Raw genomic sequence first — 24,413 nt, forward strand, 5'->3', positions numbered from 1 at the left:
TCCAGCATTTCCTGAAGTAAAAAACTTCTTATGAGTTCTTTTTTTTCTCTAATCCGCGAAGCAAAACTCCTGGAAGAGGAAAAGGAATTCACTCGAGCTTTTAATGTTTATGCAGAGAGCGAATCCCATACGAAAAACGAATCGGCCCTCATCAAAATCAAAGCCAAAAAAGCCTGGTGTTTGTATGCGGTGGGAAATCCAAGAGAAACGGAATCCCTTTTTCAGGATATCATTCAAAACTACCCCTCTCATCCTTTAAGTATTACCGTTTACTCGCGTTATCTGATCAAATTAAAGAAATTCAAATCAGCAAAAGTATTACTCCAAAAAAGTATCCTTCAGTTTCCATCCTATTTAGAAAACTACCTGCTCCTTGCTTCTCTCTTAAAAGATATGGAACGTTCAGAAGAAGCAATTGAGGTATTAAAAAAAGCTCTATCACAAGAACATTTAAGTAATGGTCGCGGGATAGACAGAAAAGACATTTGGGCAGAACTTGGATCACTTTATTTTTCTCGTGGTGATTTTAATTCAGCTCTTGCCTCTTTAAAAAAGTCTTTAAAAATGGTGGAACCAGAAGAGTTCCTACATTATGATTTACTCGCTCTGTGTTATTTGGAAGCGGAAGATCCTGAAAATGCCTTAACGTCGATTAGAACTCATATTGAATATTGCAAAGAAATTGATCCAGAGACACTCATCATTTTAGCAAGAGCCCATTGCCGCTTAGGAAAATTGGAAGAAGCCGCTAACAATCTAATCCAAGCATATTCTATTGAAGATTCTTTATACCTAAAGGCAACTGACTTTATCGATTTTGCACCACTACTGAGAAACGGATTTTTTACTACCTTGGAGAATATTGAATGGGAAGAACCATAAAACAAGAGTTTGGTTCACTAGAAGAAGAAATTCTAAATGTAAAATCAATTTTAACAAAAGAACGTGAATACGAACGTTCTTTATTTTTGGAAAAAGGGGAAGGATCAAAAGCCATTCCATCTGCAGAATTGGAAGATCTAAAATTTGTAGTAGGAAATACATGGAGAGCAGAATTTAAAATCTCACCTTCATTGAAAACAAAGGAATGGTTAAAACCAGGAATCCCTGTCCTATTAAAAGGGAATTCCGAATCCATATTTGGCAATATCTACAGAGCAAGTGATAACCAGTTGACAGTTCAAATACGTGGGGATTATGAATGGGAAGATCAGGAATTTCAAATTTCAAAATGGTTTCAAGAATCAACTTATGATTTGTATAACGAAATCATAGCAAAGGTAATCGAAGATAAAGAAAGTTTTTCGCATAAAAAACTTAACTGGATATTGGGATTTGGCCTCGGTGACAAACCAAATCCTCCCAAATCAGGGCAAACAGCCAACCCACTAGAACGAATTTTTCAAATTGCTGATTACGGAATGATTTTTGGTCCACCAGGAACAGGAAAGACCACCTTACTCATGCAAGCTGTCGAAAAAATCAAATCGAAAAATGAGTCGGTTCTAACACTTTGCCCCACAAACTTTGCTTGTGATTATATTGTAGAACTTGCCTTAAAAAAAGGAATTCGTGTGATCCGATTGGGTAACTCTACCAAAATCAAAGAAGAAGTCCTACCCCATCATATAGACCATCTCATACAAGAACATCCTGACCAAAAACAAATCCATAACTGGCAGACGGAACTAAAGGCCATCCAGAAAAAAGCAAATTCTTGGAAACGAAATTTTGGGAAAGAAGAAAGGGAAGAAAGAAAGGCACAAAGAAAAGAAGCCAAGTTTTTACTTTCCACAATCAGAGAAGCGGAATCAAACATTCGAATGAAGTTACTCGACAATGCCGAACTCATCGTATCTACCTTTTCTGGATTTGGAAATGAATTTAAAAAAGGTAGAGTTTTTGAATATGTATTTGTGGATGAAGCCACTCAAAGTTTAGATCCGGGATGTTACCTTGCACTATATGCAGGGAAAAAAACTTTTTTCTTTGGTGATCCGAAACAACTCGGAGCCAACTTCTCGCATCCCGACCATACAGCGATTCATAGTTTTTTAGATAAAGCAATCGCATTTGATTCCGGGGAACGTGTGATCTTTTTAGAAAAACAATTTAGAATGAAACCAGAAATTCTTGGTTTTCCCAACGAATCCTATTATGAAAATAAAATTTTAACCCATCCCGATGCAAAGTGGAACAGTAATCTTGATATCTCTCAAGTATTTGGAAATAATCCACCAATGATTTGGATTGATACTGCAGGAAGTGACTCGGAAGAAGAAACAGAAGGCGAAGAACCAAGTTTTTTTAACAAAACGGAAATCCTACTAATCGAAGGATTGTTTCGGTTGGGTATTCCGAAAGAACAAACAACCGTAATCTCACCTTATAGGGGCCAGGTGGAAAGACTTGTAAAAGTTTCCTCGGGACGTTGGTTTACCCAAACCATTGACTCATTCCAAGGAAGGGAATCCGAAATTGTGATCCTAAGTTTGGTCAGATCTAATAATGATGGAGAGATTGGATTCTTATTAAATCCCAAACGATTAAATGTGGCCTTAACACGTGCTAAATCTCATCTGATTCTCATCGGTGATTCCGGAACGCTTTGCCAAACCAAAGAATTCCAAGAACTCTATTCCTATATTGAATCTGTGGGTGAAATCCGTTCGATTTATGAATTTATGGAATAGAATTTCCTAACAAATTTAATTCATCTTCAACAGATGTATTTAACTTTTGGACATCCCTATTTTTCGTTTTCTCAATTTATATTTATAAGACTACCCATTTAGGTTCCTCTAGAGTATAAAGCAAACGGAAAGCCCCATCAGAACCGGGAGGGATTTCTGCAATGGGCTCAAAATCAAAGTCAGTGGTTTCGTCTGCATTTTCTTTCACAGCACTTGTGACTAAAATCTCCCAAGCTTTGGCCGTATCTTCACCTAATTTAGATGATGCGTTAACTTCTGCGCCAAAAACATCAGTATCCCCTATTTTTAAAATTTTTCCAAACCCAAGACCGACACAAAGTAAAATTTGTTCTTCAGCCACCCTTCCTTCATTATATCGTTTGCATGCCTTCTGCATTTGGATGGCACATTGGATAGCCTTATTTGTATTACGAAAAAGTACCATAAGGCTGTCCCCCTCATCTTTCATCAGGATTCCATCGAACTCATCAAGAACAGGAATGAGGATTCGTTGTGATTCATAAATGGTTTGTAAAAAATGAATGATACCGAATTTTGCAACCCCACGGGAAAAACCAGAAAGATCTGTAAACATCACACACCAGGTTTCTCCAAAGAGGTCCCAAATACGTTTATCGATGATATCTTGATTGGAGCCTGGGCTCAAACGTTCTTCTAATAGTTTTTCTAATCGTTCTTCTGAAGCAGAGGTTGCAATGGTGCGTTTTTGACCCATGCGAGCGAGTATACCCCTTTTTTTTTGAATGTCAATTGCAATGGTTAAGTAAATGATCTCGAAAAGAAAGATACAAAGAATCATAAACTTTTCGATCATTCATGACTTTCCCCATAGCGAAGGTCGCTTCCTGGAAAGTGACTATAAACTCAGCAAGTTTCATTGTGTCCGTTTTCGTTTTTAATATCTTTTTCTTTTTTGCCAAATCCAAGTAAGTTTTTGTTTTTTGGAACCAGCTTGATAAAAGTTCCTTAGCTTTCTTTTGGAATTCAGGATCAATCGCGGACATTTCTTGACCCAAGTTGTTTAATGGGCAACCCCTAGAAACAAACTCATCCGGCCATTCCTCAAAGGTTTTTTCAAACGTTCGAATGATTCCTTCCACAGGATCATCAAAGTTTTTCAAAGGTAAAATCCACCGATCCCAAATTCCTTGAGACAGAAATTCGTCGATGATGGCATAACCCACGTGGTTTTTCGTCGGGAAATGGTAGAAAAAAGCACCTATGGTTAAATTTGCCTTTTGTGCAATTTCACGTACCCCTACACCTTGAAATCCATTTTGGTAAATCAGAACAAATGCGGGAAGGATTCTCAGCGGACTTGTGATCGCATTTCTTCTTTTTGATGCAGGAGGGAAGTTAGCAAAAATGGAACCAGTCCTAAAAAGTATGTAGGAACTTGGTTTGCCCGCCACTAGTGCAACTACCATTGGCATTCTTCTTCTTGTGATCACAGTGATGTATGCCGTTCCGCAAACAGCGGCACTTGGCGCTCTCCTTCTTACCGGGTATTTGGGGGGAGCCGTTGCCATTCACCTGCGCGTGGATAACCCGCTTTGGACTCACACCTTATTTCCAGTTTATGTTGGAATTCTTCTTTGGGTAGGACTAACCTTACGAAATCCAAAAGTAAAGGGACTCTTTTGGTTCTGATAAATATAAAAAAAGACCCAAGGTGTCCTTGGGTCTTTTAAAATGCGTTGATGGGATTTTCTCCCACCGAACTGATGTTAGCAATAATCTTAGTTTTGTTTTAACATGTTTTTGTTTGTATAAGGAACTTCTTCCAAACCTTTCGTCAGGTCAGAAAGTGGAATCTTATCTTTCGGAAGATCTTTTAAGCTACCATATTCATATCCTCGAGGATAGTGTTCTTTGTCTGTTGGGCTGTAAAATGGATTGTACTCTTTTACTAGGCCTTTGGAATATCTCCAAACACTTACTTCTGGATCTTGGTTTACAACAAAACAACGAGGGCTCATATAACCTTCGTTTTTGGCCGTTTGCACTTTTACAAAGTATTTTGGTGCCCAAACGTTATGGTTACGAGCATCAAATATTTTTACTACCGTTCCTGCAGGAACAAATTCCACCACTTTCGAGTTAGAATCTGCTTCCGAGTACAAAGGAACCGTAAAATCCAAACTTGCTTTGTTTGTTTTGGCATCACAATTTTTATGCCAAGTAACTTCCGCATTTTTGGAACAAGCTGTGAAACTTGCACAAGCGATCATGAGTAATACAATTTTGTTTTTCAATTCCGTACTCCTATTGGTGGTGGTGGAGGCACTCATCTAAACGAGGGTCCCCAACCGGAACTAAGCTGTGTTTTTCCAACTTTTTGAAGATAAAGAATCCGAAAATTCCCACAACACCCACAGTTCCGCCGAATGCTAAAACAAAGTGAAGGATAGAAAACTTTTCGAAGTTTGCAGGGAAAACCAACCAGAATAGTTCAAAGAACTGTGTGACTAGAATCCAAGCAGCTATTTTCCAAAGAAAATCAATGTCTCTTTTGTTGGGACGATTGAGAAGAAGAAGGAACGGAATCACAAACTTCACAAAAGGAAGTGCAAGAGTTGTATATCCCCATCCACCTGTCATACGCATTTCGTAAAAGAAGGTTTCTTCTGGAATGTTTGCATACCAAATGAGCATAAATTGAGAGAACCCAACATAAGCCCAGAAAGTGGTCATACCCAAAAGGAATTTTGCAATATCATGGTAGTGGTTTTCATTCACCGCTTCACCAAGATAACCGTTTTTCTTGAGAATAGCGATTACGATTAAGTAGGAAGCAAGGGAAGTTTGGAAAGCACCAGCAAACGCATACACACCAAACATAGTGGAAAACCAGTGTGGAGTGAGTGACATAAGAAGGTCGAATGCCATAAAACACCAAGAAAGGGCAAAGAAGAGAATAAATCCTCCAGAGATCTTTGCCAAAGTTTTAGTGGTATCTACCACTTTATCTTTGTCCTGACCTACTGACTTTCCATGAAAGATGTAAGCAAATACAGACCAAACACCAATGAAAAGCACACAACGAATGATGAAAGCTGTTGGGTTTAGGTAACCTGACTTATGGTGAATGAGGTGGTCGTTTTCACGAACACTTGCATCTGCCCACTCATAAAGATCATGCATACCAAAAATCACACCCACAAGCAATAATCCTGCAATCGGTGTGAAAAGACCGTAAGTTTCAAAAAGTCGTCTAACCGTGACAGACCAATGGGAACCTGTTAGGTGTTGGATTGCTGTAAAAAAGATTCCTGTAATGGCAAGACCCACAACAAAGTAGGTTCCAATCAGTAAAATATGGTAACCTAAATTTGTATGATGGAAATGACCAGCTTCGTCCATGTGACGAGATGTTTCATGACCAAATCCGAGGAAAGCAATGAGAAAACTCACCACTCCCACTCCGATCATAGCAATGAGGGCATTACGAAGAGTAACTGGCAGTTGGAACTGCAGTAATTTTTCGTCTAGTTTCGCTGCTTTTGTAGAGCTCATAATTTCCCCTAGTTCGCCTTTTTATTTTGAACTTCATATTCTTGAAGTTTTCGGATGTAAGCAATGAGCTTCCATCTGTCTTCTGGTTCGATTTGGTAAGCGTAACTTCCCATAAGACCTCGACCCATCGTGATGATATGATAGATTTGTCCATCGGACCAACCCTTGATTTTATCAGACACAACAGAAGGCGGCGATTGTTGAAATCTTGGAGCAGGTCCAACGACCGTTCCATTCCCTTGTCCCCTTACCCCGTGGCAAGGTGTACAGTAGGTTTGGTAACGTTTTTCACCAATCATTAAATCACCTAAGTTTGCTTTGGCGATTGGATTCTTTAATCCTTTATCAGCACCAGGAAGAGTGTCTGGTGTTGCTTCTGCTGCATAAGGGTATGGAAAGTATCCTACCGGAATCGCACCTTTGGGAGGAATCCGAGAAGCCGATCCATTGGTTGCAAAAGCATCAGCTTCCTGTGACTCACGTGCAGGAGAATCATACATACTAGGAAAGTATTCATAAACGGGAGTTTTGTAATCGCAATTCACGAGAACGAGGAGTCCCGCTAGTGCTAAAACTCTAAAGATGTTTTGTTTCATTTTTGGTTCTCCGGTTTTACCACGGTTACTTCTGATCCACCAAGGCCTTTTACGAAAGAAACAACTTCTGATTCGTTATAACCTTTAGCAGATTTTGGAATCCAAAGACCGAATCTATGAGAGGTCAAATCCTGGTGAAGGATTCGACGGGTTGCTTTGGGAATACCGCTTAAAAAACATAGGGCAGCTACAGTGTAAATCCCTGCAGAAAATACAGTTAATTCAAAGATGATTGGCACATAAGCAAACCATGCGTTGAGAGATTTTCCAGAGATATTGAGAGGCCAGTCATGGGCATGAGTGAGATACTGAAAAAGAATCCCAATCGTGCAACCAAAGATACCAGCAAAGAAAGTGATCCAAGGAAGTCCAGATCTTGGAGTTCCCATCGCTTCATCGATCCCGTGAACAGGATAAGGAAGGATACAATCAAATCCTTTGTAGTCTTTTTCTTTGGCTTTTTCAGCCGCATGCATGATTGCTTCGGGAGTCTCGAAAATTCCGAGAACTCCTTCATCCATTTCTTTATATTTGTGAAACTGTTCTAATTTTGGAAGATACATACTAGTGGTGTGCTCCTTCTTTCTGTGGCATCACTGTTTTTACTTCTGCAATCGCAATCACTGGCATAATTCGGCACCAGAGAAGGAAGAGAGTAAAGAAGATACCGAAAGTTCCGATTAACATTGCGTAGTCGAAAAGTGTTGGCGTATACATAGCCCAACTGGATGGTAAAAAGTCACGGTTTAGTGTCATCATGATCACAAATCGTTCGAACCACATACCCACGTTTACCACAAGCGAAGCCACAAACATCACAGGGATGTTGTAACGAAGTTTGCGAAACCAGAATACCTGAGGCGACAATACGTTACAAGAAATCATGATGAAGTAAGCCCAACCATATGGACCGAATGCTCTGTTCCAGAATGCGAACACTTCGTATTCGTTTCCGGAATACCAAGCGATAAAAAATTCTGTTCCGTAAGCAAGACCTACGATAAGACCTGTTACCATCATAATCTTGTTCATATTGTCCAAGTGTTTCATGGTGATGTAGTTCTTTAAGTTGAACACTTCACGAGCAATCACCATCAGCGTTACCACCATAGCGAAACCGGAGAAAATCGCACCGGCAACAAAGTATGGAGGAAAGATAGTCGTATGCCAACCTGGAAGGATGGAAACCGCGAAGTCGAAGGATACGATGGTGTGAACCGAAAGAACGAGTGGAGTGGAGAGAGCTGCCAAGATCATGGAAACGATTTCCAAATGAGACCAAGATCTTGCCGATCCCACCCAACCGAAAGCAAGAACATTGTATAAGTTCTTTCTCCAAGTTTCTGTGGCACGGTCACGTAGTGTGGCAAGGTCAGGAATGAGTCCTAAATACCAGAACACCATAGAGATGGAAAGGTATGTTGATACTGCAAACGTATCCCAAATCAGTGGAGAACGGAAGTTCACCCAAAGTGGACCTCTTTCGTTTGGATAAGGAAACAACCAAAATCCGAGCCAAGGACGACCTACGTGAAGGATGAGGTTCGATGCCGCAACGAGTACAGCAAAGATTGTCATCGCTTCCGCGGCACGGTTAATCCCTGTTCTCCAACCTTGACGGAAAAGGAATAGAACCGCAGAAATCAATGTTCCTGCGTGACCGATACCAATCCAGAATACGAAGTTTACTACGAAAAATCCCCAACCGACTGGGTTGTTGATTCCGAGTAAGTAAAGACCTTCATAAAACAAATAACCGATGATGGCTACGTCGATCAGGGTGATCGTAAGAACCAAAAGAAAAGTATTCCACCAAAGTTTGGTAGGAAAATCTTCGTTTGGTTTTGCGATATCAACGGTTACATCTTTAAGCGACTTCCCGCCTGTTACCAGGTCGGGGATATCTAATTTATCTCGAACTGCTTGTGCTAATGACATTCCCTTTGTGTTCTCCCCTGTTAAACGTCGTTTCGAACGCGAGTCATATAACTGACAGCAGGTCCGATGTTTAGGTATTCCAGAAGTTTGTAAGACCTAGGGTCTTTCAAGAGCTTCGCTACTTTTGATTCAGGATCATTTACGTTACCGAACACAATGGAATTAGAAGAACATGTTTGTTCACATGCTGCTTTCACTTCTCCATCTCGCAGAGTTCTTCCTTCGTTTTTCGCTGCGATTTTTTTCTCAGCAACTCGAGAAGCACAGAAGTTACATTTTTCCATAACCCCACGAGAACGAACGGTTACATCTGGGTTGAGACCAAGGTTTCTTGGAGGGCGTGCCTTAAAGGTAGGTGTTGCTTCTCCGAGTAAGTTGTGTTCATTCCAATGTTCTAACCAGTTAAAACGACGCACTTTGTAAGGGCAGTTGTTCGAGCAGTAACGAGTTCCCACACAACGGTTGTAAACCATATCGTTGGTTCCTTCCGTACTGTGAACTGTCGCAGCTACTGGACAAACTGTCTCACATGGAGCGTTGTCGCAATGTTGGCACATAAGTGGTTGGTGTGCAATTTCAAGTGATTCTGGTTTTTCAGGATCACCGATGTAGTAACGGTCAATCCGAAGCCAATGCATCTCACGACCCATTCTCACTTCGTCACGTCCTACCATTGGCACGTTGTTTTCAATATTACATGCGACTACGCAAGCACCGCAACCAGAACAAGAAGTAAGGTCCACTGCCATTCCCCATTTGTATCCTGGGTAGGCAAATTGGCTTCCTGGTTGGTCAGAAGGAGCGTTGGCTCCTTGGGCACGTTGTAGTTTTCCATCGATTAAGATTTTTGGAATCTCTGGTTCCGGAATTCCTGCACCAGGATTTTTTGCATAATCTTGGAGTTTTGCAGAAATGATAAGCGGTCTTTCTTTCCACTCTACACCCATCATTACACCAGGACTCATCATATGATGGTCTTGCGTGGTAGCGAGTTTGTATTTTTTTCCTGTAGGGGAAAGAGTGATCGAAAGTCCAGAGTATACGAAAGATCCGTTTAATTCTGTTGCAAGGATAGATGCATTTTTCCCTACTCCGTTTCCAATCTCACCCACACTGGTTCTTCCGTAACCAAGAGCAATTCCCACTGCTTCTGGATGCAGACCTGGTTGGACGAGAGCTGGAAGTTCAAACGATTTACCGTTCACAGTGACTGTGACGACATCGTTGAGTTTGATTCCCGACGAACGAGAGTATTGTGGGCTAATCGCAACATAATTGTCCCAAGTCACTTTGGATACTGGATCTGGAAGTTCTTGGAGTTGCGAGTTGTTGGCTCTTTCGCCAGAACCGATAGCGGTGCTTTCGTAAAGAGAAACAGTTAAACCAGACTTGGAAGGTGCAAGAGGAGCAATGGTTCCACGGAAGGAACGTGCGCCTTTGTCAGCTTTTGGATTTCCAGAAACCAACACACCTTTTCTAAGTAGGTCTTCCCAGTTTGTTTTTTTAGAGTATTTTGATTTGAGGTAGTCGTATAACGAACTTGCACCAAGGAGAGATCCACCAGCCCAAGTGATAAGCATGTCTTCAAACGCTTTGGATTGAAAAATTGGTCGGATGGTAGGTTGTTGTACGGATACAATTCCTGTTACCGATTCGTTATCTCCCCAAGACTCAAGAAAGTGTGACACTGGAGCAAGCCAGTTGGAAGCAAGTGCCGTTTCATCCACTCGGTCAGAAACTTGTACGACTTGTGCTGCTTCATGAAGGAGTTTTTTCCACTCATCTCCGTTTGGCGCTTCATATACTGGGTTCACACCGAAAAGAATGACCACACCGGCCTTTCTTTCTTTTAAGTCTTTTGCGAGAGTTTTTAAATTTTCTGCGTAGTTGGATCGGCCTTCTTTCAAAGGATTTCCAGGATCGACGGTTTTTCCATCGTTACCGAGCATGCTGTTGAGCATGTTCACTGCGATTTGTAGATCCACAGCGTCTTCTGTAAGAGTATTTGATCCACCGGCAACCACAAGGGATTCTCCCTTTGCAGAAGCAAGAGCCTTCGCTGTGCGTAAAACGACTTCTTTGGAAATTCCAAGTTCGGATGCTGACGTTTCTACATTGATTCCGGAAACTCCTGTGGCACCACCCACTCCCAAATCAGAAAGAGCTTTTGCTATCACAAGAGCAAACTTTCTTTGGTCACCAGGTTTGATTGGCACCCTTTGGTCAGCGTTGGAACCCGTCATAGACGGATGCGTTTCTGCCGCAATGAAAGCATTAAAGGATTTTACACCTTTGTCTTGTAAGTCTCTTCTTTTAGAGAAATCATTGTGGTAGTTTGTATTGTTTAAAAAGTCACTATCGATGGAAAGGATGACTTTTGCTTTGTCGAAATGGTAGTTTGGTAAAACAGCCTTTCCGTAAGATTTCTCTTGAGCAATTGTAATCGCATCATCAGAAGAAGCAAAAGCTACTTCGATGTGTTTTCCACCACCAACTGATTTTAAGAATTCAGATATGAATTCTCCTGTTGCAGGAGATGTAAGAGGTTTTGTGACAACAATGGTTTTCCCTTTGTTAGCATTTAGTTTCTCTTTAACATCTTTGTCTAAAACAAACCAGTCACTAGACTTAGCAGTTCCATTCACCACTTGTTGTGGTTCTTTGGCACGGTCTGCATCATAAAGATCAAAAATAGATGCTTGGCCAGAAGCACAAAGAGCACCTTCCGAAATAGGATGGTTTGGATTTCCTTCAAGTTTCAAAGGTCGTCCGTCTTTTGCTTTTACTAAAATTCCACAACCAACCGAACATCCACCACAAACTGATGCATAGTGGTAAGAATGGCCATGTTTTACGAAGTCATATTGTTCTACTTCGTTATTGTCTGGGTTCTTAATGGTGAGGTTTACATAAGGAACAATTTTCTCAGCTGGTTTTTGGATACAACCAACAGTCGTCATGACAACGGATGCACCCATAAACTTTAAGAAAGTTTTTCTGTCGAAATCACCCTTTTTGATTTTTGCAATTAGGGGATCTGGCGATTTATAGAATTCTTGCTTTTGCAATTCTCGTTCGCGAGAAGTTCCGCGAAGTTCATAAGATTGCCAAAGCGATTTTTTTTCTTTTTGGAAACTATCGTCTTTCATCATAAATTATTACTTGTCTCCCGATTATCTGTGGCACGTAGAACAATCGTTAGGAGCATTGTTCTCTCTATGGCAATCGACACAAAATCCCATATTGAGGGACTTGGACTGTCTAACCTTTACCATCTCTGCCATGTTACCGTGGCATGTGGAACAATCAACACCACGTTGTACGTGTCGTGAATGGTTAAAGAATACGAAGTCTGGTTGGTCATGAACCTTTACCCAGGACACTGGCGTGTTACTATCGTACTGTTCTTTAAGCCATTTAACATGTTCTTGGTTGCCCGCTACGTTACCTGCTCCATGGCAGTTCATACAAGTGGAACTTGGGGGAACTGTGGCATGGGCCGAATTTTCAACACCAGTATGGCAATACTTACAGTCGATTTTGTTATCGCCGGCATGTATCTTATGGTTGAAGGGGATGGGCTGGTCGGGTGAATAGCCCACATAACGGCTAGGTGAAAAAATCAAATATGCTAGTGCTGCAATTGCAACGATAGGCACAGAGATCTTGAGTATTTTTATATTCATTCGCAGATTTCCTGAATCCGTTTACACTGTCTTCTGACAAGGAAAGGTAAAATCAGAAAAAAAGCAAGTATGTAAGGGTTTTGGATGCGAAAAAACATGAAAAGAGACATAATGTGAAATTTTTCATGAACTTTATTAATTGAAACCGATTCTCAATTAATCGATAATTCACCAACAAACGTTTGTTATCTTTCTAGAAAATCACCGAAGCCCCTTCACCATCGGCCTTAGACTGTGAAAAGTCTGTTCTAGCCCCCAGAACTTCTAGTTTTTTACAATGGTAAACCGATTCGCTATCGACCGAAGGGTATCAGCTGCATGAGAAAGCTTTTGCGAAGAGGAAGCCACCTGATCAGATCCTGTAGCAATATGCATGGTTTCATCATTGATTCCAACCACTGACTGAGAAATTTGTTCGATGGCTCGTTTTTGTTCTTCGATGGCCTCGCGAATGGCCTCGGATTCCCGACCCACTTCCGCAGAACGTTCCTCCACCTCTCGGTTATAGTTCAATTGGGACTAGGTAGCCAAAGAAAGCCGCTTCATCACGTTTTCCACTTCGGCTTGGTTGAGTGATTCCCCACCTAGTTTGGCTTGTTTGGTTATGTTTTCTGTATTGGCAAGGGTGGCTTTGGTATCCTTTTCAATCTGGATGGCACCTTTCGAAAGTTCTAAAATCTTTTGATTCAATTCAACAATATTGTTATGGTGTTTTGCCGTTGAAACAGCTGTTGTTTCCATGCTGGCTGCCACTTCTTCCGCGGAGGCGGTAGTACCTTGTGCCATATCCGAAAAACTAGAAGAGGAATCACGTAATCCTTCTGCAGAAATGGCGATCTCTTCTGCTACTGTTTGGATTTCTCCCAGAGATTTTCTAATACTTTTTACAAAACCATCCAAGGCCAAATTCTTTCGACCAATCTCATCATGGTTAGTAAATGTAAAGGCCTCAGTTAAATCTCCCTTTGCCATTTGGTCCAAAATCAACACAGAGTTTTCTAATGGCAAAAGGCGTTTTTTTAGAAACCAAAAGATACCAAAAACCACAACCGCCGTAATCAAAATGACAACCACAACGGCAAAAATTGCCACTTGTATGAACCCAGAATTCATATCAGATTTGGGAAGAACAACTCCAATGATAGTATTCCATTCTTCCAATCGTTTCGATACTTGTTCTAAGTTCAAAGCAATCCAAAGAATCCCAATCAGTTTCCCATTATCTTCGATAGGAAAAGACACAAGACTTACAGGTAAACATTAAGAAGAAGTCCTCAATTCAAATACAAAATGAGAGCCGATACAACTGTGGATAAAACTAAAATGGAAAGGAATGTATAGAGACCAAGAATGTATTTTAAACTCTTCAAATATCCTGTATGTGACGTGGATTGGTGGAATTTTTAAGAACGAAATGAAGGTTTTATAGAAATAAATTTCCAAACTGACAAGTCACTTTTTCTGTTTCCGATGGAAACAATGTTCATTTAGAGGGAGTTACCAATCGATTTTTTCCTGTCTCCCTAGGGCAAAAAAAAAGGCCCTGATTCTGACATCGAAGGGCCCTAAAAACCAGACTTACACAATTTAGCCTAGTTATACTTTCGAATTTTTAGAAGATTTCCCCTGAATTTTTTTTAGCCAAACCAATGAAATTTTCTTTGTAACAAGGTTTCTTGTCTCTTTTTTCAAAAAAGCTACGTTTGGAGTGGCTACTTTAAAGGATTCCCTCTCCAAAACGGGCTCAATGGTATAATCTTTTCCGGCAAATTCTTTTAATTGGCTTAGTTTTTCCGACGGAAGGATGAGAAGCCTTTCTGGTTTTTCCGACCAAAGCCTGTCCAATTTGTCTTTATCATAGACATTGCGGAAGTTTCTCTCTGCATAAAAGCCATAAGATCTTTTGGAATTGGACAACCAAAAGGTATACACAACCGGTTCGTTTGGCTCCAGTTCTTTGATTTTGGCACCAAACTCTTTGGCCGGCTGGTAACTTGTGAGTAGCGGATAAAATTGTAAACTAATGGAACTAAAAAACAGAGTGGCACCGACAAGTGTCACAAGCACTTCCAAGGGAATGAGCTGTGCCAGTAACAAAATCAGTAAAATCCCAATGGCACCGAATACGTAATACACAATTCCCACTTCCGCAACAAAAACCGGAATGAGAAAGTAACCCACTAAATACACAAGCCCTGCAATGAGAAAAGAAGGACGTAACCTTTCTACACTCGAACGAAATAAACTTTCTTCGGCAATCTTGCCAAAATAGAGTGCAGCCCCTGGAAGCACCCAATAAGTATATTGCGGGAGAGGAAATCTGGAAAAAGAAATTAAAAATAAAAATAAAAATACCCAAAACGGAATCACAAAGTCGATGTCTTTGTATTCATTCGAACGGATTTTTCGAAGGATTTCTTTCCAACCAAGAGATTTGATATAATTGTAAGATCGAAATGCGATGTAGATGATCATAGGCACCACTCCACTAAAGAATGCCCATGAAAAAGATTTATAAAAGTAAAATGGATCGAACTTCACATCATACATTTCTTTGTAGAACCGACCAAAGGATTGGATCCACAAAAAGAAGGAAGGCCCATAGGAATTAAAACTTTTGTATAAAAGAACACACCAAAAAGCAGGAAGGGAGGCAAGAACCAGAATCCCCGTTGGTATTCGCATTGAAAGAAGTAACTTCCAATCCCTTCGAAATAGAATATCCCCACCAATGGACAGAGCAGGAATGACTACAGAAATTGGACCTTTGGTAATAAAGCCCATAGACATCATGAGATACATTAAGTAGAAATAGTTGGGATTTTTTTTTCTTCCTAAATAGTAAAAATGATAAGTAAACACCAAATAGGCGGTCAGATACACATCGATTTTGGGATCCACTACCATCGCATAAAATCCAGGAGCCAAAAGATAAGCAAAAGATGCTAAGTAACCTTGCCTTTCTTTTCCACCTGTTAGTATGGTGATTCGGTAAATGGAATAAACAGAAAGAAGGCTTAAAAAAATGGCCGGGATTCGGAAGGCAATATTACTGATTCCAAAAAGAGAAAATGAAGTAGCAATGGTCCAAAACGTCAATATAGGTTTGTCTAAGTATCTTCTACCGTTATCAAATAGAGTAAAAAAATCACCAGATAACACGAGTTCACGGCTGATACTTGCATACTGCGAACTGTCAATATCAATCACATCTAAGGGAAGCGTAAATAAGACAGGTAGAGATGCGAGGAGTAATAGAATTCGATAAATAATTCTTTCAGATGGAGTCAGTGTTTCTTTCATTCTAAGGTACCAATTTGGATGAGGCATTGTCCAAATCCTTTACAAGAATTTGGTTCTTGGTCATAACATTGTAAAATATCGCTATTATGAGTGGTGCATCCATCCATACATTGGATCCTACCCGTACGTTTGACATCAGGTGCTAAAGTGAGTTTTAGTTCTTCTTCTGTGCAAGAGATAAAAACTTCACAAGCCGCTTGGCATTTTTTTTCGACTATATCTTGGCAGTTTGTTACCAATAGGACTAACGTTAGAGTTAAAATCCAATTACCTTGTTTCACTTCGTATTCCTTTTAATGCTAACATTCCACAAGCGCCATTGATGTCACGACCAGGACTTCTGCGATTGAGGATGGGAGCCGTTGTTTTAGCTTTGAGATGCATAACAAAGTCTTTTACTTCGTCATCGGTTGGCCTTCGCCATCCGGTAAAATCTGTATTGAGAGGGATCACATTGATTTTGCATTTATTGACGGAACGAGAAATTTTTGCGAGCCTTTCCGCATTGTCACGACCCATATTGACGTCCGGAATCATTACGTATTCAAAGGTAATGGCTCGGTCAAGTTCCTTGGTGAAACGTTTGGCTGATTCGATCAATTTCTCTAACGGATGTTTGTCGTTTACATCCATAACCGATGAACGTGAGTTAGGGTTAGGGTGATTTAGAGAAATCGCAAAATTAAACGGTTCCTTATTTTCGATAAACCGGTTGATCCCTGTGGTGACGCCTGCTGTGGAAATGGTAATTCGGAGGGCACCGAGGCCAAATCCGTCTTGGTCTCTAAGGATATGGGCTGCCTTCATCACAGAAAAATAATTGTGCATGGGTTCACCCATTCCCATAAACACGATATTGGTGGCACGGTCGCCGACCAGTCGTTCTACTTGCAAAACTTGATCGAGGATTTGCCAAGTATGAAGGTTGCCCTTGTATTCCAAAAGTCCGGTCGCACAAAATTTACAATTGAGAGTACAACCAATTTGAGAAGAAATACAGATGGTCTTTCTTCCCCCATCACCAGAGGGAATCCAAACGGCTTCGATTTCTTTGTTTTCACCCACATAAAAAGTGAACTTCCGAGTCCCATCTTCTTTAGATGCGAGGTCCCGACCCAGTTCAATTTCTGGATAGAGGGTATGTTCTTTTAATTTTTCGCGGACCTCTTTGGATAAGGTGGTAAACTGATCCAAATTCGTGTAACGATTCTTATAAATGCCTGTATAAATTTGTGCCGCTCGGTATTTTTCCAAACCCAAAGAAACACAGATCTCTTCTAGTTCTTTTTTGGTTTTCCCTTTGAGAACCGGTATTTCCTCTTTCATTTGTTTGGAACATCCACCTTTAGCCAATCTTTTCGTTGCCCCCCGTCGGGACAAGGATTTCCGGCAATTCTTTTAGACTTACCTTAGATTCTTTCCTGATACAAGTCGAATTTGAAATCCAAAAGAAACCTGTTCGAAAAATGGTTCACCAAATGGACATTGACTTACACACACTGATTCAAAAGCCTAGTATCTAGTGAGGAAAATTTACGAATGAATAGCGACGCCTTTATGGAATATGCCTTTATCGTCATGGTCGCACTGATAGGGATCGAAATCTTTGTTTCCTACATCAAAGGCAAACAATACTACCGGTTAAACGTTCTCATTGCTGATGTCAGCACAGGTGTGATCTTCGCATTGATTGGAGTGGTCATCCTCCTCGGTGCTCTCTATGTTTACGACAAAATAGAGACAAATTTTTCGCTCTCCGCCTTAGGTTATCATTTTTTTCCTTTGGAAAGTCCGTTTCAATTCTCCTCTAGTTTTTCTGTGAACTGGCAGGCACTGGGAGCATGGACTTTTGCCGTTGTTTTTGCAGATTTTGTTTATTACTGGTTTCATAGACATTGCCACGAAATCAATTTGTTTTGGGCCACTCATGTTACTCACCACTCCACACAAGAAATGAATTTGTCTGTTGCGTTTCGTGGAAATGGACTCCAAAGAATATTCGAATATATTTATTTTCTATCAATGGCCCTTCTTGGAATTCCTTGGGAGATGTTTTTACTCAGCCATAGAATTCTAAAAGTGTATCAGTTTGTGGTTCATACTCGTTTTGTGGGCAAACTGGGATTTTTAGAAGAGTTTATGGTGACACCATCCAACCATAGGGTCCACCACGGTGTGCAAAAAAAATACATCGACCGAAACCACGGCGGAATCTTTATCATTTGGGATCGGATGTTTGGATCGTTTGAATGGGAAACGGAAGAACCAATCTACGGATTGACAAAACCTGTTAACTCTTTCAACCCTATCACAGTCAACTTACATGTGTTTAAGGACATGTTTTTTCAAATTCTGGAATGCAAATCTTTTGGTGATGTTTTTAAAACAATATTTGGACCTCCAGGTTGGAAACCAAGTTATCTAATCACGAGTGCAGACGAAACCCCAGAACCTACAAAAATTCTAAAATATGATCCCAAACCTCCAATGGGTGTGATGATCTATGTGGCACTACAGGCCGCTGTTCTTATGGCTGTGGGTCTTGTGATTTGGAAAGTTGCCAAAATCAATTTGGAGAAAGATATGGTGACACTTGGAATTCTATCCGTTGTCATCATCTTTAGTTTGTTTTCGATTGATCGAACTATGGAAATGAAACGATGGTCACGAAGAACAGAAGTGGTACGAAACGTATTATTTATTCTGGCTTTTGTTGCGGCTTTAGTTTACTCCAATATTCCTAATATTGAAATTTTTGCCATCCCACTCATAGGCCTCTCGTTTGTATCCCTTGTTTGGATTGTTATCAAACGAAAGACCTTCTTTGATCTCAGTAATATTTCTAATACTTGGTATTAGTTTTTATCTCTTTTAAAACGGACTCCGAAGGGAACAATTTGTTCGATTTCAGGAGTTCGTCCCCTAAGTTCAAAAATGCTTTTGTTTTATCCCCATGTTTTTTGCATAAATTGATATCCTTGTAACAAAGCCCCAAATCCACAAACGGTGGTTTGATGGTTTTTGTTTCTCCTTGCCCACCAGTTACTGATTGGTAATACAAAAAATCATCTTCAATCCATCCAAAGATATTCCCATACGCAAAATAAGCAGAAGAACCTTTTACTTTTCTTAAATCACGACCCATCACACTAAAGTAAACTTCCCTTTCCATAAACCCAAGGATTGTGGGAATCAAATCAAGTTGCGAAGTGATATCTTCCCTAAGTTCTGGTTTGATTTTTCCCGGCGCATAAATCAGAAGGGGGACATTTCTGTCTTCATAATAATTTAGAAACCGGTGGTGACTATGATCAGAAACAAAAAAGAAAATCGTATCTTTAAAGTAAGGAGCTTTTTTTGCTTTTTCCATATATCCGTTCAATGCAAAATCCGCATAATGCAAAACATTTAAGTATTCACTGTCTTGTGTGGTGGATTCAAACAAACGAAACTTTTCTTCAGGCACCTTATAAGGATAATGTGTGGTTCCTGTATGGATCACAGAGACAATCGGTTTTTCTGGTTTTACATTCAGGAGGCGTTTGTGCATGGCATCGAGTGATGCTTCATCCAAATAACTCCAAGGCCCTGTTTTGTATTCCGGATTTTTTTCTAACTCCGTTTTACCAACAAGAGTATCAAACCCCCAATGGTACATGATACTACCTTTGTTATTAAAACTAAGATCGGTTCCCGTTACAAATAAAGTTTCATACCCTATGGTTTTTGCGATATTCCCAAGGCCTGAAAAACGATTGAGGATTTGCGGAGTGCGAACGGCAGTGAGACCCGGCCTGTCAGGAATTCCACCCATCAGTGCCATAAGGCCATTTGTGGTTCTTCCCCCACTGGCAAAAAAGTTTTTAAAGAACATTCCTTGGCGAATGAGTTGGTTAAAGTAAGGTGTGACAACCTTTCCATCCACCTTCCCCGTTCCAATGATATCGATAAACTTTCCTGTCCAACCTTCGAGAACCACAACCACAATATGTGGCAAAGGTTTTGTCGTATTAACCATTGTTTTACGAAGGAGAGGGTATTCTACACTCACGAAACTGGCACCAGGATAATTCACTTCCTTTTGGACAATGGCACTTGCCTCTGCCAACTTCATATAGTGGCGGTCATCGACTTTGGTCATCTTCAGGTCCGTGATGACGGTAAATCCAGGATTTAAAACCAAATCGTTGATGATGGTTTCTTTGGTAATGATGGCATCACTTGTGCGAAGGGGACTCGTTTGGACTCCCCCACGAATTCCAAGGACAAGAAGTGCAAGCACCACAAGAAACTGAAGCCCTGCCCATTTGTAATGTAGGTTTACATGAGAATAGGGAAACTTGGATTGGATTTTGTAAATTCCAAACCCAATTCCGGAAATCACAAGGATTCCTAGTAAAAATAGGAAAGGATTTTGGGAAAAAGCAGATCCAACAAGTGGCAACATCTCAAACCCAAGATAAGCAAAGGCCTCGTATCCCAAATGTTTGTTTCCGTTTTCATAATAAATCAAATCTGCAATGAGAAGAAATAGCAGCAGAATAATAAAAATTACAGGTAAGGTTCGCCAAACTGCCCTATATATTTTATTGCGATTAAAAAAATGTAAACTTGAATACAGTAAACTGACACCAAGTAACACACATAAGACGGAAATATCAAACCGAGCCCCTTTTACGAAAGCTTTTAATAGAATCCAAGTTGATTTATCATGAATCCTATAGGAATACATGGTAAAAAAAGCGACACGATAAATGGTAAGAAATACAATCCCAAGACCCGCAAGGAGTAAATGAAACCGAATGTAAAACGGCAATTTAGAAAATAGTTTTTTCATAAATAAAACTTAGAGTAACTTCCATAAAACTAAAATAGATGAATCCGCAGGTCTTTGATCACTGTACAGTTATGGTTTTACCATTTTATAAATGGTTCCTGATTGGTAATCTGCCACAAAAATTTCCCCATCATTGTCCCGTCCAAATGTGGGAATGAGTAAGTTCCATTTTCCAAGAGCGATCGTTTCTGTGACCTTGGTATTTTCTCCAGGTTTTGGCACAGGGATGGCCCATATTTTACCTTGGATAAAATCTCCAAAAACATACATTCCTTTTAAATCAGGAATGGCAGATCCCGTGTAAACGTATCCACCTGTGATGGATTGACCTTCGTCTCTGCCATATTCATAAAAAGGAGGTTCGTATAGTGCCGTATTACAACCGTCAGTAAAACAATGAAAACCTTCGGTTTGGTTCCAACCATAGTTTTTACCGGATAAAATGATATCCACTTCTTCGTATGCATCTTGTCCCACATCAGCAACAAGCAAACGTCCGTCAGGCGAAAAACTCATCCGCCAAGGATTTCGAATCCCATAAGCAAACGTTTCCGGAGCAAATCCCGCTTTTCCAACAAAAGGATTATCGGAAGGGACGGAATACGTTTTTTTTAAGTTTGGATCTGGTATGGGACTAATTCTTAAAATAGAACCAAGAAGAGTATTGGGATTTTGTCCGTTGTTTTTCGGATCAGCTCTCCAACCGCCATCCCCAAGCCCAATGTATAAATGTCCATCTGGGCCAAATGCCAACTGCCCTCCATTGTGGTTAGGATAAGGTTGCTCCACTTGCAATAACACCCGTTCGTTTGTAAGTTTCATGCTATCGAAATCGGTTGGATTTTCTACTACCCATTCGGAAACGATGGTGACATCTTTACTGCCAATTGACTTTACATAGTTTGTGTATAACTTTGGTTGTTTGGGAAATTTAGGATGAAAGGTGAGGCCAAGTAAACCCTCTTCGCTGTCTGTGATCACAGGAAATTTCGCAAGCACCCTACTTGTTTTTTTCTCCCTATGAAAAAGTATCATATCCCCTGTTTTTTCCAGTGCGAATAAAAAGGGACTGTCACCCGGTGGGAACTGGATGTCTGTTGGCTCTTTTACCTTCACCACTTCTTGTAAGGAAATAGCAACTTGTTTGCGACTGGAATCGACACCGATAAAAAGAGGTTTGGATCCGAGCACCTGGCCATCGGTTTCATACTTTTTATTGTAATTTTTCATTACACCGCGAATCAAATCGTCGCAAGAAAAAGTCATGGAAAGAAAGGAAAACAAAACAAAGATTTGGATTTTCATACTACTAAAGGTTCCCTCATTAAGATAATTGGCTTGGATTTCTCTCCGCAATCAAAAAACTTAACCGCATCTATGAAACTCTTTCGAATCCTTTGTATTCCCGTTTTTCTCTACTTTGCTTATTTGCAATTGAACGATCCTGATCCTTACCTTTGGTTTCCCATTTATGCGTTTGTGGCGCTCATCGCCCTTGCCAGTTTGTTTTACCCCGTTCCCAAGTTTGTGGGATGGATTCTCATACCCATTTATCTTGTTTTAGCAGGATATTATTTTGCTCACAGCCCGTATTTTGGGATGGAAGTGGAAGAAGTGAGAGAATTTTTGGGATTACTGATTGCTAGTGCAGCGGTAGCACTTCTCGTTTTTAAGAAATAAAAACCATTCGGTTTCCAACTTTACCGGTAGTTCTTTTTCCTTTGTGAAAGGAACGGGAAGAAATACAAAAAGGGATCTAAGAGAAAATGGATTGCCGAAATTTATTTTTCGGCAATCACCTTTCCATCTTCTAATATCATTTTGATAAGTTTTGTCATCTCAACAGAATACTCCACATCTAAATGTTTGGTGACCCCTTCACAAAATCCATTGATGATGAGTAACTTCGCATCATCTTCAGACATCCCGCGGGATTGGAGGTAAAACAATTGGTCGTCATCAATTTTGGAGACAGTGGCTTCATAATTCAATGTGCCCTCTTCTCCTGATACATCATTGTAAGGATATGCATGTGACTGAGAACGGTTATCCATCATCAGTCCATCACATTTGATATGGCTATACGAACCCTTGCTAGATGGTTCAAACTTTACAAGACCGCGGTAGGAATTGATTCCTCCATCTAAGGCCACACCTTTGGCTAGGATATTAGAACGGGTGTTTTTTCCGACATGGATGATCCGAGCTCCCGTATCTTGCACTTGCCCACTTCCAGCAAAGGCTAAAGACAAAACATCTCCTGTCGAATGATCCCCTTGTAAAATGATCCCTGGGTATTTGATTGTATTGGCACCGATGTTACAATCTGTCCAAGTGATGTGAGCTGCTTCTTCGCAGATCCCCCGTTTCACAGTCCAATTGTACATATTCTTTTTCCAATTTTGAATGGTGGTATAAAAGATTTTAGAATTCTTTTTGGCAACAAGCTCTACCACTGCCGTGTGGAAGTTAGTTCCTTTGTCTTGGACAGAAGTACAACCTTCGCTATATTCCAAATGAGCTCCTTCATCGGCAATGAGAAGTGTGCGTTCATATTGTCCGGAACTAGCAGCTGTTACTTTAAAGTAAGCCTGAAGAGGCATGGGAGTTTTGACTCCCTTAGGAATATAAGCAAAGGATCCACCGCTAAAAACACAAGAGTTCAGCGCCGAAAACTTATTATCACCAATGGTGACTACAGTTCCCAAATATTCTCGAACCAGTTCTGGGTATTCCCTGATGGCGGTATCAATGTCACAAAAAAGAATTCCTAAATCAGTGAGTTCTTTTTTGACATTGGCATATATGGTTTCGGAATCGTTCATGGTTTCGATTCCGGCAAGGTATTTCCTTTCGTGTTCGGGAATTCCTAATTTTTCAAAACTACGTAGGATTTCGGGATCCACTTCGTCCCAAGATTTTTTCTTTTTTTGGTTGGAACCTACGTAATGTACATAGTCATCAATATTGATCTGAAATTGCGGAATGAATCCCCAAGTCGGCATTGGTTTCTGTTCATAAACTTCAAAAGCCTTTAAACGAAATTCCGCAAGCCAACTTGGTTCATTTTTAATATGGGAAATGGATTCAACAACCTTACGAGTGAGTCCCTTTGGAAAGTTATCAGGTTTGTAAAATTCTAAGGAAACCTTGTCTAAGCCAGCTGTTGATTCCATTGTTTCTCCCTTCTCTACTTGTAGAGAATACTAAATTAATTTACAGAAGCGAAGTAAGCTTTGGATCCAGTAGGATCAGCTTTCATCGTTTTCTTTCCTTCGTCCCAGTTCGCAGGGCAAACTTCACCGTGTTTTTCCACAAATTGGAAAGCTTTGATCAGGCGAAGAGCTTCTTCAATGTTACGTCCTACTGGTAGGTCGTTAACAGTTGCTTGGCGGATAACTCCCGTTGGATCGATGATAAAAGTTCCGCGTAACGCAACTCCTGCATCAGGACCAGACTCAATAAGAACTCCAAAAGACTTTGCAATTTCCTTTGTTTTGTCAGCGATGAGTGGGTATTTGATCTCTCCAATACCACCTTCTTTTCTGGCAGTTTTTTTCCAAGCTAAGTGTGAAAATTCGCTATCAACAGAAACGCCCAAAACTTCAGCTCCGATCTTTTTAAAATCTTCGAGTTTTGCATCGTATTCAATAATTTCTGTCGGACATACAAATGTAAAATCGAGTGGATAGAAAAACAGAACCACCCATTTTCCTTTGTAATCTGACAATTTGATTTCTTTAAAACTGTCCCCGATGACAGCGGTTGCTTTAAAATCTGGGGCATGTGATGTCACTTGTGGCATAAAGTCACTCCTTAGAAT

General features: G+C 40.4%; 22 protein-coding genes and 1 pseudogene. 5 read left to right on the forward strand and 18 right to left on the reverse strand.

Annotated features, from left to right (window positions below):
- Positions 1-30: 30 nt before the first annotated feature.
- Both ND811_RS07675 and ND811_RS07680 read left to right on the forward strand, forming a co-directional pair.
- The gene (locus ND811_RS07675) at positions 31-882 is read left to right on the forward strand and encodes a tetratricopeptide repeat protein (RefSeq protein ID WP_265351482.1); all 852 of its coding nucleotides are present in this window, start codon (positions 31-33) and stop codon (positions 880-882) included.
- The gene (locus ND811_RS07680; RefSeq protein ID WP_265351483.1) at positions 867-2,693 is read left to right on the forward strand and encodes an AAA domain-containing protein; all 1,827 of its coding nucleotides are present in this window, start codon (positions 867-869) and stop codon (positions 2,691-2,693) included. The genes ND811_RS07675 and ND811_RS07680 overlap by 16 nt, the downstream gene beginning before the upstream one ends.
- Positions 2,694-2,775: 82 nt before the next feature.
- Here ND811_RS07680 and ND811_RS07685 read toward each other — a convergent pair whose 3' ends face one another.
- Positions 2,776-3,429 (reverse strand): adenylate/guanylate cyclase domain-containing protein, encoded by a 654-nt coding sequence (locus ND811_RS07685; protein ID WP_265351621.1) that lies wholly within the window; start codon positions 3,427-3,429, stop codon positions 2,776-2,778.
- A gap of 31 nt (positions 3,430-3,460) precedes the next feature.
- Entirely contained in the window at positions 3,461-4,102 is a 642-nt protein-coding gene (locus ND811_RS07690; protein WP_322113454.1) for a TetR/AcrR family transcriptional regulator, read from the reverse strand.
- Between ND811_RS07690 and ND811_RS07695 the strand changes: the two are divergent.
- Positions 3,999-4,364: pseudogene (locus ND811_RS07695) on the forward strand (DoxX family protein). The gene ND811_RS07690 and the pseudogene ND811_RS07695 sit on opposite strands and share 104 nt — an antisense overlap.
- Before the next feature lie 89 nt (positions 4,365-4,453).
- Here the strand turns inward: ND811_RS07695 and ND811_RS07700 are convergent.
- From ND811_RS07700 to rlmN, 12 genes are all read right to left on the reverse strand, one after another.
- Positions 4,454-4,969 (reverse strand): Lsa16 family lipoprotein adhesin, encoded by a 516-nt coding sequence (locus ND811_RS07700; RefSeq protein ID WP_407658887.1) that lies wholly within the window; start codon positions 4,967-4,969, stop codon positions 4,454-4,456.
- A 10-nt stretch (positions 4,970-4,979) separates the two neighbouring features.
- Positions 4,980-6,230: a hypothetical protein gene (locus tag ND811_RS07705; protein ID WP_135631031.1), complete on the reverse strand. Its 1,251-nt coding sequence runs from the start codon at positions 6,228-6,230 to the stop codon at positions 4,980-4,982.
- Positions 6,231-6,238: 8 nt separating this feature from the next.
- Positions 6,239-6,826 (reverse strand): c-type cytochrome, encoded by a 588-nt coding sequence (locus ND811_RS07710; RefSeq protein WP_265351486.1) that lies wholly within the window; start codon positions 6,824-6,826, stop codon positions 6,239-6,241.
- Positions 6,823-7,389, reverse strand: coding sequence for a DUF3341 domain-containing protein (locus ND811_RS07715; protein WP_265351487.1), 567 nt, complete (start codon positions 7,387-7,389; stop codon positions 6,823-6,825). Before ND811_RS07715 ends, ND811_RS07710 begins: the two co-directional genes overlap by 4 nt.
- A gap of 1 nt (position 7,390) precedes the next feature.
- Complete coding sequence (nrfD, locus tag ND811_RS07720) at positions 7,391-8,764, reverse strand: NrfD/PsrC family molybdoenzyme membrane anchor subunit (RefSeq protein ID WP_002974485.1); 1,374 nt, start codon at positions 8,762-8,764, stop codon at positions 7,391-7,393.
- 20 nt (positions 8,765-8,784) lie between these two features.
- Positions 8,785-11,913, reverse strand: a complete 3,129-nt coding sequence (locus tag ND811_RS07725) for a TAT-variant-translocated molybdopterin oxidoreductase (protein WP_265351623.1) — start codon at positions 11,911-11,913, stop codon at positions 8,785-8,787.
- A gap of 24 nt (positions 11,914-11,937) precedes the next feature.
- A complete protein-coding gene (locus ND811_RS07730) occupies positions 11,938-12,450 on the reverse strand; it encodes a cytochrome c3 family protein (protein ID WP_100790351.1) in 513 nt (170 codons plus the stop codon).
- Between the two features lie 264 nt (positions 12,451-12,714).
- A complete protein-coding gene (locus ND811_RS07735; RefSeq protein ID WP_265351488.1) occupies positions 12,715-12,963 on the reverse strand; it encodes a hypothetical protein in 249 nt (82 codons plus the stop codon).
- A gap of 6 nt (positions 12,964-12,969) precedes the next feature.
- The gene (locus ND811_RS07740; protein ID WP_265351489.1) at positions 12,970-13,692 is read right to left on the reverse strand and encodes a methyl-accepting chemotaxis protein; all 723 of its coding nucleotides are present in this window, start codon (positions 13,690-13,692) and stop codon (positions 12,970-12,972) included.
- 354 nt (positions 13,693-14,046) lie between these two features.
- Positions 14,047-15,753: an ArnT family glycosyltransferase gene (locus tag ND811_RS07745; RefSeq protein WP_265351490.1), complete on the reverse strand. Its 1,707-nt coding sequence runs from the start codon at positions 15,751-15,753 to the stop codon at positions 14,047-14,049.
- Entirely contained in the window at positions 15,750-16,034 is a 285-nt protein-coding gene (locus ND811_RS07750; RefSeq protein WP_100717253.1) for a Cys-rich protein, read from the reverse strand. The genes ND811_RS07745 and ND811_RS07750 overlap by 4 nt, the downstream gene beginning before the upstream one ends.
- Positions 16,021-17,079, reverse strand: a complete 1,059-nt coding sequence (rlmN, locus tag ND811_RS07755; protein WP_100717381.1) for a 23S rRNA (adenine(2503)-C(2))-methyltransferase RlmN — start codon at positions 17,077-17,079, stop codon at positions 16,021-16,023. Before rlmN ends, ND811_RS07750 begins: the two co-directional genes overlap by 14 nt.
- Before the next feature lie 213 nt (positions 17,080-17,292).
- On the opposite strand from rlmN, the gene ND811_RS07760 reads away from it, so the two are divergent.
- On the forward strand, positions 17,293-18,612 hold the full coding sequence (locus tag ND811_RS07760; RefSeq protein WP_265351491.1) for a sterol desaturase family protein: 1,320 nt from the start codon (positions 17,293-17,295) through the stop codon (positions 18,610-18,612).
- Here ND811_RS07760 and ND811_RS07765 read toward each other — a convergent pair.
- Entirely contained in the window at positions 18,596-20,590 is a 1,995-nt protein-coding gene (locus tag ND811_RS07765; RefSeq protein WP_265351492.1) for an LTA synthase family protein, read from the reverse strand. The two genes, ND811_RS07760 and ND811_RS07765, sit on opposite strands and share 17 nt — an antisense overlap.
- Before the next feature lie 69 nt (positions 20,591-20,659).
- On the reverse strand, positions 20,660-21,895 hold the full coding sequence (locus ND811_RS07770; protein ID WP_265351493.1) for a PQQ-dependent sugar dehydrogenase: 1,236 nt from the start codon (positions 21,893-21,895) through the stop codon (positions 20,660-20,662).
- Positions 21,896-21,967: 72 nt separating this feature from the next.
- Between ND811_RS07770 and ND811_RS07775 the strand changes: the two genes are divergently transcribed.
- Positions 21,968-22,270, forward strand: a complete 303-nt coding sequence (locus ND811_RS07775) for a transmembrane 220 family protein (protein WP_265351494.1) — start codon at positions 21,968-21,970, stop codon at positions 22,268-22,270.
- Between the two features lie 101 nt (positions 22,271-22,371).
- Here ND811_RS07775 and sufB read toward each other — a convergent pair whose 3' ends face one another.
- Together sufB and ND811_RS07785 are read right to left on the reverse strand one after the other, a co-directional pair.
- The gene (gene sufB, locus ND811_RS07780) at positions 22,372-23,766 is read right to left on the reverse strand and encodes a Fe-S cluster assembly protein SufB (protein WP_265351495.1); all 1,395 of its coding nucleotides are present in this window, start codon (positions 23,764-23,766) and stop codon (positions 22,372-22,374) included.
- A 35-nt stretch (positions 23,767-23,801) separates the two neighbouring features.
- A complete protein-coding gene (locus ND811_RS07785; RefSeq protein ID WP_004788801.1) occupies positions 23,802-24,395 on the reverse strand; it encodes a peroxiredoxin in 594 nt (197 codons plus the stop codon).
- Positions 24,396-24,413 lie beyond the last annotated feature (18 nt).

Origin of the sequence: Leptospira soteropolitanensis (genome assembly GCF_026151655.1) — a bacterium.
In the GTDB taxonomy this organism is placed as follows: Bacteria; Spirochaetota; Leptospiria; order Leptospirales; family Leptospiraceae; genus Leptospira_A; species Leptospira_A soteropolitanensis.

What these genes read in the sequence shown, in the direction of transcription:
- ND811_RS07705 (WP_135631031.1), bottom strand. Translation starts at nt 6,230, where the DNA reads ATGAGCTCTACAAAAGCAGCGAAACTAGACGAAAAATTACTGCAGTTC.
- ND811_RS07770 (WP_265351493.1), bottom strand. Translation starts at nt 21,895, where the DNA reads ATGAAAATCCAAATCTTTGTTTTGTTTTCCTTTCTTTCCATGACTTTT.
- ND811_RS07685 (WP_265351621.1), bottom strand. Translation starts at nt 3,429, where the DNA reads ATGGGTCAAAAACGCACCATTGCAACCTCTGCTTCAGAAGAACGATTA.
- ND811_RS07775 (WP_265351494.1), top strand. Translation starts at nt 21,968, where the DNA reads ATGAAACTCTTTCGAATCCTTTGTATTCCCGTTTTTCTCTACTTTGCT.
- ND811_RS07675 (WP_265351482.1), top strand. Translation starts at nt 31, where the DNA reads ATGAGTTCTTTTTTTTCTCTAATCCGCGAAGCAAAACTCCTGGAAGAG.
- ND811_RS07785 (WP_004788801.1), bottom strand. Translation starts at nt 24,395, where the DNA reads ATGCCACAAGTGACATCACATGCCCCAGATTTTAAAGCAACCGCTGTC.
- ND811_RS07730 (WP_100790351.1), bottom strand. Translation starts at nt 12,450, where the DNA reads ATGAATATAAAAATACTCAAGATCTCTGTGCCTATCGTTGCAATTGCA.
- ND811_RS07760 (WP_265351491.1), top strand. Translation starts at nt 17,293, where the DNA reads ATGAATAGCGACGCCTTTATGGAATATGCCTTTATCGTCATGGTCGCA.
- ND811_RS07745 (WP_265351490.1), bottom strand. Translation starts at nt 15,753, where the DNA reads ATGAAAGAAACACTGACTCCATCTGAAAGAATTATTTATCGAATTCTA.
- ND811_RS07680 (WP_265351483.1), top strand. Translation starts at nt 867, where the DNA reads ATGGGAAGAACCATAAAACAAGAGTTTGGTTCACTAGAAGAAGAAATT.
- ND811_RS07725 (WP_265351623.1), bottom strand. Translation starts at nt 11,913, where the DNA reads ATGAAAGACGATAGTTTCCAAAAAGAAAAAAAATCGCTTTGGCAATCT.
- sufB (WP_265351495.1), bottom strand. Translation starts at nt 23,766, where the DNA reads ATGGAATCAACAGCTGGCTTAGACAAGGTTTCCTTAGAATTTTACAAA.
- ND811_RS07715 (WP_265351487.1), bottom strand. Translation starts at nt 7,389, where the DNA reads ATGTATCTTCCAAAATTAGAACAGTTTCACAAATATAAAGAAATGGAT.
- ND811_RS07710 (WP_265351486.1), bottom strand. Translation starts at nt 6,826, where the DNA reads ATGAAACAAAACATCTTTAGAGTTTTAGCACTAGCGGGACTCCTCGTT.
- rlmN (WP_100717381.1), bottom strand. Translation starts at nt 17,079, where the DNA reads ATGAAAGAGGAAATACCGGTTCTCAAAGGGAAAACCAAAAAAGAACTA.
- ND811_RS07765 (WP_265351492.1), bottom strand. Translation starts at nt 20,590, where the DNA reads ATGAAAAAACTATTTTCTAAATTGCCGTTTTACATTCGGTTTCATTTA.
- nrfD (WP_002974485.1), bottom strand. Translation starts at nt 8,764, where the DNA reads ATGTCATTAGCACAAGCAGTTCGAGATAAATTAGATATCCCCGACCTG.